Here is a 13,796-nt window from a genome sequence, read left to right as displayed (position 1 = left end):
GCGCCGGGACGGGCCGGATCCGGCTCAGGCCGGGACGATGCAGTCCTCTTCCATGCAGGCGTCGAGACACTGCGGCATCCCCGGTTCGCCCTCGCCATCGCACTCGGTACAGGTCGCGGCGTCGATCCGGTAGACCCCCTTCCAGGGGCTGATCGACTGGTTCGGGCAGGCCTGCTGGCAGTCGCCGCAGGCGGTGCACAGGTCGCGCAGGATTTGATAGGCCATGATTGGGTACCTCCTCAGGGCGGTTCAGTCGTCCACGCGGCGAAAGCGCAGCGTCGTGGGGAAGCTCGGCGGCGGGCTGATCGGGTCGATGTACCAGCGCGAGCCGTCGGTCAACGCCACCTCCCCGCCCCAGCGCTCGGCGCTGTCCTGTTCGACCGAGGCGATGGTCTCCTCCATGTCCTTCTTGGCGACATAGAAGAGCAGCGCCCCGGTTTCATTCTTGCGGATCATCACGTTAGGCATCGGTTTCGCCTTGTCTGCGATGCGGCGGGAAAAACCGCGAAGACGCGAAGAGCACCAAGAGCACCTACCCCGTCCACGGTATTCGGTTTCCAGGCTCTCCGGCCCGCGCGCATCTGATGGATCGGCACACATGGGGTGCTTACAGACCTGCTTCTGTTTCGCTCCGGGCGACCTTGCGAACAGCCTTTGCGTCCACCAAGAGTCGGGCGAGCGATGGTCGGCAGCGCACCCCACGTGCGTGGCTCGACCGCGAAGGCAGCGGGACGCGCCCATCACACCTTTGCGTCCTTGGCGCCTTCGCGGTTCCAGGTCAGCGCACCAGGTCGTAGTTGAAGTCGGTCACGCCCATCTCGCGCGTCTCCTCGTCGAGGCGCTCGAGCACCGCGTTGACCAGGGTGGTGAGGATGTACATCGCGCCCTCGTAGCCCATGGTGGTCATGCGGTGGAGGTGGTGACGGTCGAAGATCGGGAAGCCGATGCGGATCAGCGGCACCTCGGCGTCCTTGCCCTTGTGCAGGGTGTCGCGCTGGATGAACTTGCCGTAGCTGTTGCCGATCAGGAAATCGGGCTTGTCGGTGAAGCACAGCGAACGCAGGTGCCAGAGGTCGTGGTTGACGTAGACCTTGCCGGAGGCGCCGTAGGGCGACTCGGCGAGCAGCTTCTCGACGGCCTTCTTCCAGCGCTTGTTGGCGTGGCTGCAGAGGATGTGGGTCGGCTCGGCGCCCAGCTCCATCAAGAACTGGGTCATGCCCATGACGAAGTCGGCGTCACCGTAGAGCGCGAACTTCTTGCCGTGCAGCCAGGTGTGGCTGTCGGTCATCATGTCGACCAGACGGCCGCGCTCGCGGGTCAGCGACTCGGGGATCGGCTTGCCGGTGAGCTCGGAGACCTTCATCAGGAAGTCGTCGGTCCACGCCAGCCCCATCGGGATGTTGAGCGCCGGGACATCGTGCTTCCAGGTCTGCTGGGTGAACTTCTTGGTCTTGACCAGCTGCCAGGGCTGCAGCAACAGGGTGTCGACGGCGTTGGGCGCATCCTTGACCTCGGCGATCGAGGTGCCGCCGTCGTACATCCGGAATTCACCGTCGGCCGGGGTATCGAGCACCTCGGCGGGATCGCACAGCAGGCTGTAGTCGACCCCCATCTCCTGCATCATCCGGTGCATCACCCGGTAGTTGCCGAGATAGGTCTCGAAGCCCGGCACCAGGTTGATCTTGCCGTTGGAGCCGACGACCTTGTCCTCCATCGCGTTGAGGGTGAAGTAGCGCTGGATGCCCTCGAACATGTTGTCCCAGCCGGTGGTGTGGCTGCCGACGAAGCTCGGGGTGTGGGCAAAGGGCACCGGGAAGTCCTCGGGGACGTGACCTTCCTTGCGCGCGTTGCCGATGAAGGCGTTGAGATCGTCACCGATGACCTCGGCCATGCAGGTGGTGGAGACGGCGATCATCTCCGGCTTGTAGAGCGCGCGGGCGTTCTCCAGCCCGTCGAACATGTTCTTCTGGCCGCCGAACACCGCCGCGTCCTCGGTCATCGAGTCCGAGACACAGGCCACCGGCTCCTTGAAGTGACGGTTGAAGTAGGTGCGGAAGTAGGCCACGCAGCCCTGCGAGCCGTGCACATAGGGCAGCGTCTTCTCGAAGCCGAGCGAGCAGAGCACCGCACCGAGCGGCTGACAGGCCTTGGCCGGGTTGATGGTCAGCGCCTCGCGCTTGAAGTTGAGTTCCTGGTACTCCTCGGTGGTGGTCCAGGCGAAGGTCTCCTCGATCTTCTCGGGCGAGGCGACCTCCTCGACGGTCTCGCGCTTGTTGGCGAGGCTCTCGACATAGTCCGCGTCGCGGAACAGCGGATAACAGGGCTTGATGTTGTCGACGGTCTGGCTCATGGCTTGTGCTCCTGCCGCGCCGCAAATCCGCGGACGACGGCATCTAGGTCTAGGGCGGTCTGCCGTCAGCCCCCAGCCACCAGCCCGGGCGGGCTGGTCGCTGGCTGCTGACCGCTGGGGACTAACGGATCATCAGGCGCTGGCGGCGGTCGCCTCGGTCTCGGCCGCGGCCGGCTTGAGCCAGGGGGCCTGCATGCTGTTCCAGCAGGGGTTGTTGACGGTCATGTCCATGTCGCGGGCGAAGATGGCGAAACCGTCGTAGCCGTGATACGGACCCGAGTAGTCCCAGGAGTGCATCTGACGGAAGGGCACGCCCATCTTCTGGAAGATGTACTTCTCCTTGATGCCGGAGCCGATCAGGTCGGGCTTGACGCGTTTGACGAACTCCTCGAACTCGTAGCCGGTGACGTCGTCGTAGAGCAGGGTCGCGTTGTCGACCTCCTTGATGGTGCGGTCGTAGTCGTCGTTGTGGGCGAACTCGTAACCGGTGCCGACGACCTCCATGCCGAGGTCCTCGTAGGCGCCGATGACGTGACGCGGACGCAGCCCGCCGACATAGAGCATCACCTTCTTGCCCTCGAGGCGCGGACGGTACTTGGCGATCACCGCCTCGTACTCGGCCTGGTACTTCTCGATGACCTTCTCGGCGTTGGCCTGGATGGTCTCGTCGAAGAAGGCGGCGATCTTGCGCAGCGACTCGGCGATCTTGGTCGGACCGAAGAAGTTGTACTCCATCCACGGGATGCTGTACTTCTCCTCCATGTAGCGGCTGATGTAGTTCATCGAGCGGTAGCAGTGGATCAGGTTGAGCTTGACCTTGGGGGTCAGCTCCATCTCCGGCAGGGTGCCGTCGCCCGACCACTGCGCGACCACCCGCAGCCCCATCTCCTCGAGCAGGATGCGCGAGGACCAGGCATCACCGCCGATGTTGTAGTCACCGATGATGGCCACATCGTAGGGGGTCGACTCGAACGCCTGATCGTCGCGATTGCCGAGCACGTGATCGCGGATCGCGTCGTTGGCGATGTGATGGCCGAGCGACTGCGACACGCCGCGGAAGCCCTCGCAGCGCACCGGCACCACCGGCTTGCCGTGCTCCTTGGTCTTCTTCTTGGCCACCGCCTCGATGTCGTCGCCGATCAGGCCGATCGGACACTCCGACTGCACGCTCACGCCCTTGACCAAGGGGAAGAGCTGCTCGATCTCGTCGATCAGCTTCTCGAGCTTCTTGTCCCCGCCGAAGACGATGTCCTTCTCCTGGAAGTCGGAGGTGAAGTTCATCGTGCCGAAGGTGTTCACCCCGGTGTGGCCGGTGTAGTAGTTGCGACGACCGGCGCGCGAATAGGCACCGCACCCGACCGGGCCGTGGGAGATGTGCACCATGTCCTTGATCGGACCCCACACCACGCCCTTGGAGCCGGCGTAGGCACAGCCGCGGATGGTCATCACGCCGGGCTGCGACTTGCGGTTGGAGATGATGCACTTCTTCGACTGCTCGACCGACTGGTCGTTGGCCGCGAGATGCTTGGCGCGATCCTTCCGCGCCTTGTCGGGATAGGCCTCGAGCACCTCTTGGATGAGGGCCTTGGTCTCTTCGAGGGTCATGTTCGACATGCTGTGTCCTCTATACGGCGCCGCGGCCAATCCGCCGACGGTCGCGCGGTGAGAAACGCTGGGGGACAGGACGTCGCCGACGGCGGCGCGTCCGCGCGATGGCTCGGGACTGGGCTCAGGCCACCGCCTCGTCTGCCGCGGTCTTGCCGACGATGCTCTCGTCCTCTTCCTCGAGCACGCCGAACTCCATCAGCAAGTCCTCGAGTTCATCCATCGAGATCGGCGTCGGCACCACGAACATCTGGTTGTCGATGATCTTCTGCGCCAGCGTGCGGTACTCGTCGGCCTGGCCCGACTTGGGGTCGTACTCGATGACCGTCATGCGGCGGATCTCGGCGCGCTGCACGATGTTGTCGCGGGGGACGAAGTGGATCATCTGGGTGCCGAGCTGACGCGCAAGCTCCATGATCAGCTCGTCCTCGCGGGCGGTATTGCGGCTGTTGCAGATCAGCCCGGCGAGACGCACGCCGCCGGAACTGGCGTACTTGACGATGCCCTTGGCGATGTTGTTGGCCGCGTACATGGCCATCATCTCGCCGGAGCAGACGATGTAGATCTCCTGCGCCTTGTTCTCGCGGATCGGCATCGCGAAGCCGCCGCAGACCACGTCGCCGAGCACGTCGTAGAAGACGAAGTCGAGATCCTCCTCGTAGGCGCCCTCTTCCTCGAGGAAGTTGATCGCGGTGATGACGCCGCGACCGGCGCAGCCGACACCCGGCTCGGGACCGCCGGACTCGACGCACTTGATGTCGCCGAAGCCGACCTTGAGCACGTCCTCGAGCTCCAGATCCTCGACCGAGCCGGCGTCGGCGGCCATCTGCATGATGGTCTCCTGGGCCTTGGAGTGCAGGATCAGACGGGTCGAGTCGGCCTTGGGGTCACACCCGACGATCATCACCCGCTTGCCCAGCTCGGCGAGCCCGGCGACCAGGTTCTGGGTGGTGGTCGACTTACCGATGCCGCCCTTGCCGTAGATGGCGCATTGCCGTGTTGCCATGGTAGGTTCCTCTCGTTGGCTCGCTTGGCGAGCGTTGCACGACGTTATCCACACGGAGGCTCAAGCAGCCACCGTGCCAACATCGATAAAACGACCTACCGCATTGATTGGGCTCGATTATTCAACACCCCTCGGGCAGAGACCGGATGGTCGTATCCACGACAAAGCCGCAGGGGCTGTATGGATAGCAACAGACAAACGACCCAGGCGCCCGACCCGCCGCCACCCTCGCTCCCGGCACACGCCAGACTCACGCTCAACCGCTGCAACCTGCCGGCGGTGATCCTCGGCAGCCTCACCTACCAGCAACACCCGGTCGACCTCGAACTCGACGGCATCGCCCCACTCCACACCCCACTGCTGCGCAACCTCGACGCCATCCCCGAGCATCGCGCGCGCGCGCGTCACTTCCAGGACTACATGCGTTGGCGCTTCCTCCTCGACCTCCCCGAGGAGGCCGGGCTCACCCGGGGACGTCGCGGACGCGCCAAGGCCGACTACCAACGCATGGTGCGCGGCTGGTCGTTCGACTCCGACGGGCGCGAGGGCGCGGTGCTGAAGCGTTGGGCGGAGAGCCGCTTCGGCCTGCTCGCACGCCACCACGCCGGCCCGCTGCACGGACGCGGCAGCGAGACCTATCTGCGCTATGTCGCCGCCGGCACCCAGGGGCTCTACGCCACCAACGCGCTCGAGTCCCAACTCGACCTGCTCTATACCTACGGCCAGTACGAGTTGCAGCGCCGCGACCCCGGGCGCACCCACCTGCGGCTCTATCGCGGGATCAACCGCATCGACGAACACGAGGTCCTCGAACGGGTCGGACGCCATCGCTACCGCGTGCTGCTCAACAACCTCAACAGCTTCACCAGCGAGCGCGAGCGCGCCGACGAGTTCGGCGACTACATCCTCGAAACCGAGGTGCCGCGCCCCAAGGTATTTTTCTACAACCGGCTGCTCCCCGACCTGCTCAAGGGCGAGGACGAGTACGTGGTGATCGGCGGGGTCTACGAGGTGCGGATCTCGGTGCTATGAGCCGCCGGGCGGCGCGGACAGGGAGGGCGCGACGCGGATCCACACCGGCGGGCCCCGGCCCCGGAGACGGGCGGGCACGCCGAGGGAGCGAACCATGGAGCAGCCGAGCGACACGGCAACAGACCGAAACCATCCCGCCACCGCCCCGACCATCCTGCTCACCGTGACCCTGCTCGGCAGCGGCTGCGCGGCGCCGCCCGAGCGCCCCGCGCCGGAGCCGGTCGACGCCCCAGTCGCGACCGCACCCGCCACGGTCGCCACCGAGCCACAACCACCCGGAACACCCCCGACCACCGATCCCGGACCGCCGAGCGGGCCGAGCGACGCCGCCAGGCGCGCCATCCGCATCGATCTCGGCGAGCAGCGCTTCACCTATATCGAGGACGGCGAGCCGGTGCACAGCGGCCCGATCTCATCGGGCCGCGCCGGCCACCCCACCCCGCGCGGACGCTTCGCCGTGCTCGCCAAGGACATCGACAAGGTCTCCTCGCGCTACACCAACCAGCTCGGCTGGCAGGCGTGGATGCCCTACGCCATCCAGTTCCACGGCCACTACTTCCTCCACGAGGGCTGGCTCCCCGGCTACCCCGACTCGCACGGCTGCGTGCGCGTCGGCGAGCGCGACGCCCGCTTCCTCTTCGAGCGCCTGCGTCTCGGCGACCGAGTCGAGGTCGTCAACTGATGCCGCTGATGCCGCGGGCGCGGAATCCGTTGCCAGCGGCCAGTCTTCAAGCGGCCAGCCCCCAGCTGTCAGCCTCCAGTGAGGAGAGCCGGCGTTCATGACCGGCGCTGACGGCAAAGACGCGGCGAATCAGCCGCCAGCTCCCAGCTGTCAGCCTCCAGTGAGGTGGACCGGTGTTCATGACCGGCGCTGACGGCAAAGACGCGGCGAATCAGCCTCCAGCTCCCAGATCCCAGCTGTCAGCCTCCAGTGGAAAGGCTGGCGCGGCTGGCGCGGCTGGCGGCTGGCGGCTGGCGGCTGGCGGCTGAAAGCTGGCGGCTGCCGACTGCCGACTGACGGCTGGAAACCCGATCGTCCCTCAGGCGATCGCCGTCGGGTCAGGACAGGTGCGGCGGGGGGTGCCGACGCCGAGCGCGTCGATCGCCCGCATCTCCTCGGCGTCGAGGATGAAGTCGTGGATCGACTGGTTCTCGATCATGCGCTCGGCCCTGGAGGTCTTGGGCAGCGCGGCGCGACCGCGCTGCAGGTGCCAGCGCAACACGACCTGACCGGGGCTCTTGCCGTGACGCCCGGCGATGGCGACCAGGACCGGGTCGCGCAGCAACTCGAAGGCCCCGCTGGCGAAGGGCGCATAGGCGGTGACGACGATGCCCTGCGCGCGGCAGAAGGCCTCCAGCTCGGGGTCCCGGCAATAGGGGTGGATCTCGACCTGATTGACCGCGGGACGGTACGCGGGCTCGGGCACGTCGGCGATCAGCTGGCGCAGATGGTCGATGGTGAAGTTGGAGACACCGATGGCGCGCGCCGCGCCCTTGTCGGCAAGCTCACAAAAGGCGCGCCAGATGGTGGCGCGGGCGCGCCGCGAGACCTCCGGGTCGCCGCCGGGCGGCGCGCTGAAGCTCCCCGGCCAGTGCACCAGCAGCAGGTCGACATAGCCGAGCCCGAGATCATCGAGGCTGTCGACCATGTCGTCGCGGACCCGTTGGGCGATGTCCTCGACCCGGTCGGCGTCCCAGGTCCGCTTGTGCGAGACGTTGAGGTGCGGCGGCGCCGCCGGATGGGCGAGCTTGGTGGTGATGAAGACCGCATCGCGGGTCAGGGCGCCGCTGGCAAAGCGCTGACCGAGCAGGGTGCCGACCATGCGCTCGGTCCCGTAGACATGGGCGCAGTCGAACGCCCGATAGCCGTTGTCCAGCGCCAGATCGACGGCGCGCCAGGCCCGTTCGGGGAGGAAGCCCTGGAAGGCGGTCGCGCCCACCCAGTCACCGAAGGCGGTGCCGAAGGCGAGGGTCGGCATCCGCACGCCGTTGCGCAGGGTGACGGTTCGCAGGTCATGGTGCGCGTCGCGCATGTCTCGCACTCCCAGGGTTGGTCATGTCGAGGCAACACTAGCAGCACGGCGACGACGGACCAACCCGGCCCGTCGCGCCGACCGACCGGCCTCAGCCGTCGACCTGCACCTCGGCGCCGAGCATTCGTCGCAGCGTGCCGTCGCGATCGATCAGATGGTGCTTGAGCGCGCCGACGAGATGCAGCGCCACGGCACCGATCAGCAGATCGCCGCCGAGACCGTGCAGCCAGTGACCGAGCTGCGCCAGCAGCGCGTTGATCGGCACCACCTGCTGCGGGTCGGCCGGGTCCGGGTTCGGCGCCACCAGCTCCAGCCCGAACAGCGACACGCCGTGCCCGCCCAGCGCCGACATCATGAAGCCGGAGACCGGCATCAGCACCGTACCGATGATCAACAGCCAGTGCACCGCCTTGGCCAGCCACTGCTCGATCCGGGTGTAGCGACCGACGTGCGCGGGCCAGCCGTTACGGATGCGCCAGAGCACCCGTAGTGCCACGAAGAGCACGATCAGCACACCGAAGGACTTGTGCCAGGGGTAGAGCGCATAGACACCGGCCTGTTCCATGTAGAGCCCACTGAGGGTCAGTACGATCATCATCACCGCGACGATCCAGTGCAGCGCAATGGTGTTGCCGCTCAGTCTGGTGGGGGTATCTGGACGCATCGTTCAATCTCCGTCTGGCGCCGCGCAGCGGCGGTTGGTTTCGATGTCGCCAGACTAGGGGGTGCACACTCATGCTTCCAATGCATGAGTGCGATAATGCATATTCGCTGAATGAATCTCCGCGACCTCGACCTGAACCTGCTCGTGGTGCTGCGCCAGCTCCTGGAAGAGCGTCACGTCTCGCGCGCCGCCGAGCAGCTCGGGATGAGCCAGCCCGCCGTCAGCCGTGCGCTGCGGCGCTTGCGCGCCCTGTTCGACGACCCGCTGCTGGTGCGCACCCCCAGCGGCTATGTGCCGAGCGCGCGTGCCGAGCGACTGCTGCCGAGGCTGCGCCAGCTGCTTGCCGAGACCGAGCGACTGGTCGCCGGCCCGGACTTCGACCCGGCGACCTCGACCCAGACGGTGCGCTTCCACGGCCCCGAGCCCGAGATCGGCTGGTTCCTGCCACCGCTGTTCGCGCGCATGAGTCGGCTGGCGCCGGGGATGGTGCTGGAGGTCCAGAGCGAGCCGCGCGAGCACTTCGGCCAACTCGAGCGCGGCGAGGTGCACTTCGTGCTCTCCGCGTTCACCCCCGCCGCCGGCACCGGCGAACTCCATCGCACCCCGCTGGCACCACTGACCTTTGCGCTGGTGATGCGCGCCGACCACCCGCTGGCAGCGGGCGAGCTGACCGTCGAGCGCTATGTCGCCGCGCGCCACGGTCTGGTCTCGCTCACCAGTCGCGGCGGCGGCCTACTCGGGCAGGAACTGGTCGAGCAGGGGCTGCTCGCACCCGGCGAACGGCTCAACGAGCCGCTGCGACTGTCGAGCTTCAGCGCCATCGCCGCCTTCTGCGAGCACAGCGACGTCGTCTTCCGCCTGCCGCGACGCTTCGCCGAGACACTCACCCGGGGCAGCGCGCTGGTGGTGCGCGAGGCGCCGACCACCACCACCCTGGATCGCCCGCAGATCCATCTCTACTGGCACGAGCGCTTCCACCGCGACCCGATGTGCCTGTGGATCCGCCAGCAGCTCAAGGCCGCGCATGGGCTGGCGGCGGACGCCGGGGGCTGAGCGGGCATCACATGCTCATACCCCGTGGGCCTCGGCCCACGCCTTGAGCTGCTCCAGCACGCTCAGCAACGAGCGCCCGAAGTCGGTGATCTCGTAGGTCACGGCGATCGGGCGGGTGCTGAGCACGGTGCGCTCCACCAGCCCCATCTCCTCCATCTCCCTGAGCCGCTGCGCGACCATCTTCCTGCTGGCACCGCCGAGCTGGCGCGCCAGGTCGTTGAAGCGCACGGGGCCGTCCTGCAGGTGCCAGAGGATCGAGCCCTTCCACTTGCCACCGATGATCCGCATCCCGCGCTCGATCGGACAGGGCTCGGTACAGGCATCGAGGACGGCCTTACACCCATCCGGCACGGGTTCGAGGGAGGGCTTGGGTGTCTTCATGTGGTTACAAAAAGTATACTGATTGACGAGGGTTACTTGGTGTCACACCATACCACCACAGTCTCACACGGTGGAGCCGCAGCGATGTCGAACATCCTCATCATCAACGCCCATGAGCCCTACCCGTCCTCGCCCGGCCGGCTCAACGCCACGCTCGTCGAACGCGCCCGTACCCTGCTCGGGGACCAAGGTCACGTTATCCGCACCACTGTCGTCCACGATGGTTACAGGCTCGCCGACGAACTCGACAAACACCGGTGGGCCGACATCATCCTGCTGCAGACCCCGGTCTACTGGATGAGCGTGCCCTGGACGTTCAAGCGCTACATGGACGAGGTCTACTCGGCGGGCATGGCGGGCGAGCTGTGCGAGGGCGACGGTCGCACCCGCAGCGACCCCTCCAGACAATACGGCTCCGGCGGCACCCTGACCGGCAAGCGCTACATGCTCTCACTGACCTTCAACGCGCCCCGGGCGGCCTTCGACGACCCCGAGCAAGACCTCTTCCAGGGCCGCTCGGTCGACGACCTGTTCTTTCCCGTGCACATGAACTTCCGCTTCTTCGGCATGACGCCGCTCGCGACCTTCGCCTGCTACGACGTGATGAAGAACCCGGACATCGAGCAGGCCCTGAGCCGTTTCGATGCCCATCTGGCCAGACACATCGAGACGGCCGCCGCATAGCGGACCGATCCCGGCGACAGGGCTGCCAGCGCATCCTATCCGACAGGCAGGGCACGACAGCGACCGTCAACGAGCGGAAGTAGAGCGATGGGGTCCGGGGCCTGCAGCAGGGACATGACGCCCGGATCACAGCAACCGTGATCGTGTCTCGGGACGCGGAGATCGACAGAGACCGGGGAGCGGAGAGATGGAGCTGGCGGACGGATTCGAACCGACGACCTACTGATTACAAATCAGTTGCTCTGCCAACTGAGCTACGCCAGCCTTGAGGTAGGGGTGCCGGCACCCAAGAAGGGTGCTGGGGGAGGCGATTCTAGCGCGAAGCGCACCCGATGCTCAAATGCCGTCGTTCGTCCCGACCGACGGCACACCACGAGACCAGCGCCGAGGAGACCGCCGATGAGTCGGATCCAGCCACCCGGACGTCCGTTCGACGACCCCGAGCTGTGCGCCAGCCGTGCCGAACTGGCGCGCGCCCTGCGCACCTTCCTCCCCGCCGAGGCGGTACTCGCGCGCGAAGAAGAGGTGCGCCCCTACGAGTGCGACGGGCTCTCGGTCTATCGCCAGACGCCACTGCTGGTGGTCCTGCCGCGCGATGTCGCCGAGGTGCAGCAGGTGATGCGGCTGTGTCACCAGCGTCGGGTGCCGGTGGTCGCGCGCGGCGCCGGCACCGGACTCTCGGGCGGCGCCCTGCCCTGCGGCGAGGGCATCGTGCTCAGCCTGGCGCGGCTCGACCGCATCCTCGCACTCGACCCCGAGGCGCGGCTGGCGCGGGTCCAGCCCGGGGTGCGCAACCTCGCCATCAGCGAGGCGGCCGCCGCCCACGGGCTCTACTACGCCCCCGATCCCTCCAGCCAGATCGCCTGCACCATCGGCGGCAACGTCGCCGAGAACTCGGGCGGGGTGCACTGCCTGAAATACGGCCTGACGGTGCACAACGTGCTCGCGCTCAAGCTGGTCAGCGCCGAGGGCGAGCTGATCGAACTCGGCGGCGAGGCGCTCGACGGCCCCGGCTACGACCTGCTCGCGCTCTATATCGGCTCCGAGGGGATGCTCGGGATCACCGTCGAGGTGACGGTACGGCTGCTGCCCCGCCCGCCGCTGGCGCGCGCGCTGCTCGCCGCCTTCGACGACGTCGGTCGGGCCGGCGCGGCGGTGGGCGAGATCATCGCCGCCGGCATCCTCCCGGCGGGGCTGGAGATGATGGACGGCCCGGCGATCCGCGCCGCCGAGGACTTCATCGGTGCCGGCTACCCGGTCGAGGCCGCCGCCATCCTGCTCTGCGAGCTCGACGGCACCGAGGCCGAGGTCGCCGCCCAGGTCGAGGCGGTCGAGACCCTGCTCGCGCGCGCCGGCGCCACCGAGGTGCGGGTCTCGCGCGATGAGGCCGAACGCGCGCGCTTCTGGCAGGGGCGCAAGTCGGCCTTCCCCGCCGTCGGTCGGATCTCCCCCGACTACTACTGCATGGACGGCACCATCCCACGCCGCGCCCTGCCCGAGGTGCTGCGCCGCACCGCCGAGCTGGCCGCGGAACACGACCTGGCGGTGGCCAACGTGTTTCACGCCGGCGATGGCAACCTGCACCCATTGATCCTGTTCGATGCCAACCGTCCCGGCGAACTCGAACGCACCGAGGCGCTCGGCGCCCGTCTGCTCGAGCTGTGCGTCGAGGTCGGCGGCACCATCACCGGCGAGCACGGGGTCGGGGTGGAGAAGCTCGGACAGATGTGCGTACAGTTCAGCGCCCGCGAACTAGCCCAGTTCCACGCGGTAAAATCGGCCTTCGACCCCGCGGGACAGCTCAACCCCGGCAAGGGCGTGCCGACGCCACGACGCTGCTCGGAATACCGTCAGCTGCCCTCGCCCGCGCACCCGCACCCGCACCCACATTGATCGGCCCGGCACGCGCCGGGCCCGCGCCAGCGAGGACGTGACCGTATGACCCGAACCCCATCGATCAGACCGCTGCCGACATGGCGCGCGACGGCGGCGCTGCTGCTCGCGCTCGGCGCGCTCGCGCCGCTGCGCGCCGCGCCGCTCTCGGCGACCCTGATCGCCGAACGCGCCTGCCCGGCCACCGTCGCCATCCGTCACGACGCCAACCCGGGGGCGATCCATCTCGACCCGGGCGCGCGCTACCCGGTGGTCGGTGCCAACCGCCCCGACCAGCCCAGCCACTATCTGCTGCGTCTGCAGGGCGTCGAGCCGTCCCAGCGTTGGGTGGCGCACGACTGCGGTCGGCTGGTCGAGGTCGCCGACACGGCCACGCCGCCCGCCCCAACCGGCGAACCGCGCTATCTGCTCGCGGTGAGCTGGCAGCCGGCCTTCTGCGAGCGCCGTGGCCGTGCACCGGAGTGCCGCGACCAGACCCCGCAACGCTTCGATGCCCGCGCCTTCTCGCTCCACGGACTATGGCCGCAACCGCGCGACAACGTCTATTGCGATGTCCCGGCGAAGGCACGGGCGCTGTCGCGCGACGGCGACTGGCAGCGTCTGCCGGCGCTCGCACTCGCGCCCGACACCCGACGCGAACTCGACCGGGTGATGCCGGGCACGCGCTCGGCCCTGCACCGTCACGAGTGGGTCAAGCACGGCAGCTGCTACGGCGACGACCCCGAGGGCTATTTCGCCGACTCGCTGCGACTCCTGGCCGCGCTCAACGCTTCGCCGGTCCGCGACCTCTTCGTCTCGCGCATCGGCCAGCACCTGCGCGCGAGCGAGGTACGCGCGGCCTTCGACAGGGCCTTCGGCAAGGGCGCGGGCGAGCGGGTGCAGCTGGTCTGTCACGACGGCCTGATCAGCGAGCTGCGCCTCGCCCTCAAGGGGCCGATCGAGGCCGGACGCGGACTCGACGCACTGCTGCGCGCCGCACCGCCGCGCGCGGCTGGCTGCAAGGGCGGACGCGTCGACCGCGCCGGTCGCGACTGAGCACATCGCCGCCCTGCACCCCCGAGCGACATCTGTACAATGTGCCCCCTCGACTTCAGG

14 protein-coding genes and 1 tRNA gene are annotated in these 13,796 nt (G+C 67.8%); 6 read left to right on the top strand and 9 right to left on the bottom strand.

Annotation, left to right across the window (positions count from 1 at the left end; translation table 11 throughout):
• Nucleotides 1-24 precede the first annotated feature (24 nt).
• The 5 genes from ACAM26_RS06705 to nifH form a co-directional block, all read right to left on the bottom strand.
• Entirely contained in the window at nucleotides 25-225 is a 201-nt protein-coding gene (locus ACAM26_RS06705) for a 4Fe-4S binding protein (protein WP_062275278.1), read from the bottom strand.
• A 24-nt stretch (nucleotides 226-249) separates the two neighbouring features.
• Entirely contained in the window at nucleotides 250-468 is a 219-nt protein-coding gene (gene nifT / locus ACAM26_RS06700; protein WP_005224876.1) for a putative nitrogen fixation protein NifT, read from the bottom strand.
• Between the two features lie 310 nt (nucleotides 469-778).
• Nucleotides 779-2,350 (bottom strand): nitrogenase molybdenum-iron protein subunit beta, encoded by a 1,572-nt coding sequence (gene nifK / locus ACAM26_RS06695; RefSeq protein ID WP_123140139.1) that lies wholly within the window; start codon nucleotides 2,348-2,350, stop codon nucleotides 779-781.
• A gap of 132 nt (nucleotides 2,351-2,482) precedes the next feature.
• Nucleotides 2,483-3,964 (bottom strand): nitrogenase molybdenum-iron protein alpha chain, encoded by a 1,482-nt coding sequence (nifD, locus tag ACAM26_RS06690; RefSeq protein ID WP_123140138.1) that lies wholly within the window; start codon nucleotides 3,962-3,964, stop codon nucleotides 2,483-2,485.
• A 115-nt stretch (nucleotides 3,965-4,079) separates the two neighbouring features.
• On the bottom strand, nucleotides 4,080-4,961 hold the full coding sequence (gene nifH / locus ACAM26_RS06685; RefSeq protein ID WP_123140137.1) for a nitrogenase iron protein: 882 nt from the start codon (nucleotides 4,959-4,961) through the stop codon (nucleotides 4,080-4,082).
• 180 nt (nucleotides 4,962-5,141) lie between these two features.
• Between nifH and ACAM26_RS06680 the strand changes: the two genes are divergently transcribed.
• Both ACAM26_RS06680 and ACAM26_RS06675 read left to right on the top strand, forming a co-directional pair.
• A complete protein-coding gene (locus tag ACAM26_RS06680) occupies nucleotides 5,142-5,993 on the top strand; it encodes an NAD(+)--dinitrogen-reductase ADP-D-ribosyltransferase (RefSeq protein WP_123140136.1) in 852 nt (283 codons plus the stop codon).
• A gap of 94 nt (nucleotides 5,994-6,087) precedes the next feature.
• Entirely contained in the window at nucleotides 6,088-6,675 is a 588-nt protein-coding gene (locus ACAM26_RS06675; protein ID WP_123140135.1) for a L,D-transpeptidase, read from the top strand.
• A 358-nt stretch (nucleotides 6,676-7,033) separates the two neighbouring features.
• On the opposite strand, the gene ACAM26_RS06670 is transcribed toward ACAM26_RS06675, so the two are convergent.
• Together ACAM26_RS06670 and ACAM26_RS06665 are read right to left on the bottom strand one after the other, a co-directional pair.
• Entirely contained in the window at nucleotides 7,034-8,026 is a 993-nt protein-coding gene (locus ACAM26_RS06670) for an aldo/keto reductase family protein (RefSeq protein ID WP_369613330.1), read from the bottom strand.
• A 91-nt stretch (nucleotides 8,027-8,117) separates the two neighbouring features.
• Entirely contained in the window at nucleotides 8,118-8,690 is a 573-nt protein-coding gene (locus ACAM26_RS06665; protein WP_123140133.1) for a cytochrome b, read from the bottom strand.
• Between the two features lie 111 nt (nucleotides 8,691-8,801).
• Here ACAM26_RS06665 and ACAM26_RS06660 point away from each other — a divergent pair, with 111 nt between their 5' ends.
• Nucleotides 8,802-9,743: a LysR family transcriptional regulator gene (locus ACAM26_RS06660; RefSeq protein ID WP_123140132.1), complete on the top strand. Its 942-nt coding sequence runs from the start codon at nucleotides 8,802-8,804 to the stop codon at nucleotides 9,741-9,743.
• A 15-nt stretch (nucleotides 9,744-9,758) separates the two neighbouring features.
• On the opposite strand, the gene ACAM26_RS06655 is transcribed toward ACAM26_RS06660, so the two are convergent.
• Nucleotides 9,759-10,124, bottom strand: a complete 366-nt coding sequence (locus ACAM26_RS06655; protein WP_123140131.1) for a helix-turn-helix domain-containing protein — start codon at nucleotides 10,122-10,124, stop codon at nucleotides 9,759-9,761.
• 84 nt (nucleotides 10,125-10,208) lie between these two features.
• Here ACAM26_RS06655 and ACAM26_RS06650 point away from each other — a divergent pair, with 84 nt between their 5' ends.
• Complete coding sequence (locus ACAM26_RS06650; protein WP_132230325.1) at nucleotides 10,209-10,808, top strand: NAD(P)H-dependent oxidoreductase; 600 nt, start codon at nucleotides 10,209-10,211, stop codon at nucleotides 10,806-10,808.
• 188 nt (nucleotides 10,809-10,996) lie between these two features.
• Here ACAM26_RS06650 and ACAM26_RS06645 read toward each other — a convergent pair.
• Nucleotides 10,997-11,072 (bottom strand) — tRNA-Thr (locus tag ACAM26_RS06645).
• A 135-nt stretch (nucleotides 11,073-11,207) separates the two neighbouring features.
• Here ACAM26_RS06645 and ACAM26_RS06640 point away from each other — a divergent pair.
• Nucleotides 11,208-12,701, top strand: coding sequence for an FAD-linked oxidase C-terminal domain-containing protein (locus ACAM26_RS06640; RefSeq protein WP_369613329.1), 1,494 nt, complete (start codon nucleotides 11,208-11,210; stop codon nucleotides 12,699-12,701).
• A 45-nt stretch (nucleotides 12,702-12,746) separates the two neighbouring features.
• Entirely contained in the window at nucleotides 12,747-13,736 is a 990-nt protein-coding gene (locus ACAM26_RS06635) for a ribonuclease T(2) (protein WP_369613328.1), read from the top strand.
• Nucleotides 13,737-13,796 lie beyond the last annotated feature (60 nt).

It is taken from the genome of Marichromatium sp. PS1 (assembly GCF_041155115.1).
GTDB lineage: Bacteria > Pseudomonadota > Gammaproteobacteria > Chromatiales > Chromatiaceae > Marichromatium > Marichromatium gracile.
This window is presented reverse-complemented; position numbering and strand designations above follow the sequence as displayed.

Coding starts and splice junctions, on each gene's coding strand:
- ACAM26_RS06705 (WP_062275278.1), bottom strand. CDS start 225: ATGGCCTATCAAATCCTGCGCGACCTGTGCACCGCCTGCGGCGACTGC.
- nifT (WP_005224876.1), bottom strand. CDS start 468: ATGCCTAACGTGATGATCCGCAAGAATGAAACCGGGGCGCTGCTCTTC.
- nifK (WP_123140139.1), bottom strand. CDS start 2,350: ATGAGCCAGACCGTCGACAACATCAAGCCCTGTTATCCGCTGTTCCGC.
- nifD (WP_123140138.1), bottom strand. CDS start 3,964: ATGTCGAACATGACCCTCGAAGAGACCAAGGCCCTCATCCAAGAGGTG.
- nifH (WP_123140137.1), bottom strand. CDS start 4,961: ATGGCAACACGGCAATGCGCCATCTACGGCAAGGGCGGCATCGGTAAG.
- ACAM26_RS06680 (WP_123140136.1), top strand. CDS start 5,142: ATGGATAGCAACAGACAAACGACCCAGGCGCCCGACCCGCCGCCACCC.
- ACAM26_RS06675 (WP_123140135.1), top strand. CDS start 6,088: ATGGAGCAGCCGAGCGACACGGCAACAGACCGAAACCATCCCGCCACC.
- ACAM26_RS06670 (WP_369613330.1), bottom strand. CDS start 8,026: ATGCGCGACGCGCACCATGACCTGCGAACCGTCACCCTGCGCAACGGC.
- ACAM26_RS06665 (WP_123140133.1), bottom strand. CDS start 8,690: ATGCGTCCAGATACCCCCACCAGACTGAGCGGCAACACCATTGCGCTG.
- ACAM26_RS06660 (WP_123140132.1), top strand. CDS start 8,802: ATGAATCTCCGCGACCTCGACCTGAACCTGCTCGTGGTGCTGCGCCAG.
- ACAM26_RS06655 (WP_123140131.1), bottom strand. CDS start 10,124: ATGAAGACACCCAAGCCCTCCCTCGAACCCGTGCCGGATGGGTGTAAG.
- ACAM26_RS06650 (WP_132230325.1), top strand. CDS start 10,209: ATGTCGAACATCCTCATCATCAACGCCCATGAGCCCTACCCGTCCTCG.
- ACAM26_RS06640 (WP_369613329.1), top strand. CDS start 11,208: ATGAGTCGGATCCAGCCACCCGGACGTCCGTTCGACGACCCCGAGCTG.
- ACAM26_RS06635 (WP_369613328.1), top strand. CDS start 12,747: ATGACCCGAACCCCATCGATCAGACCGCTGCCGACATGGCGCGCGACG.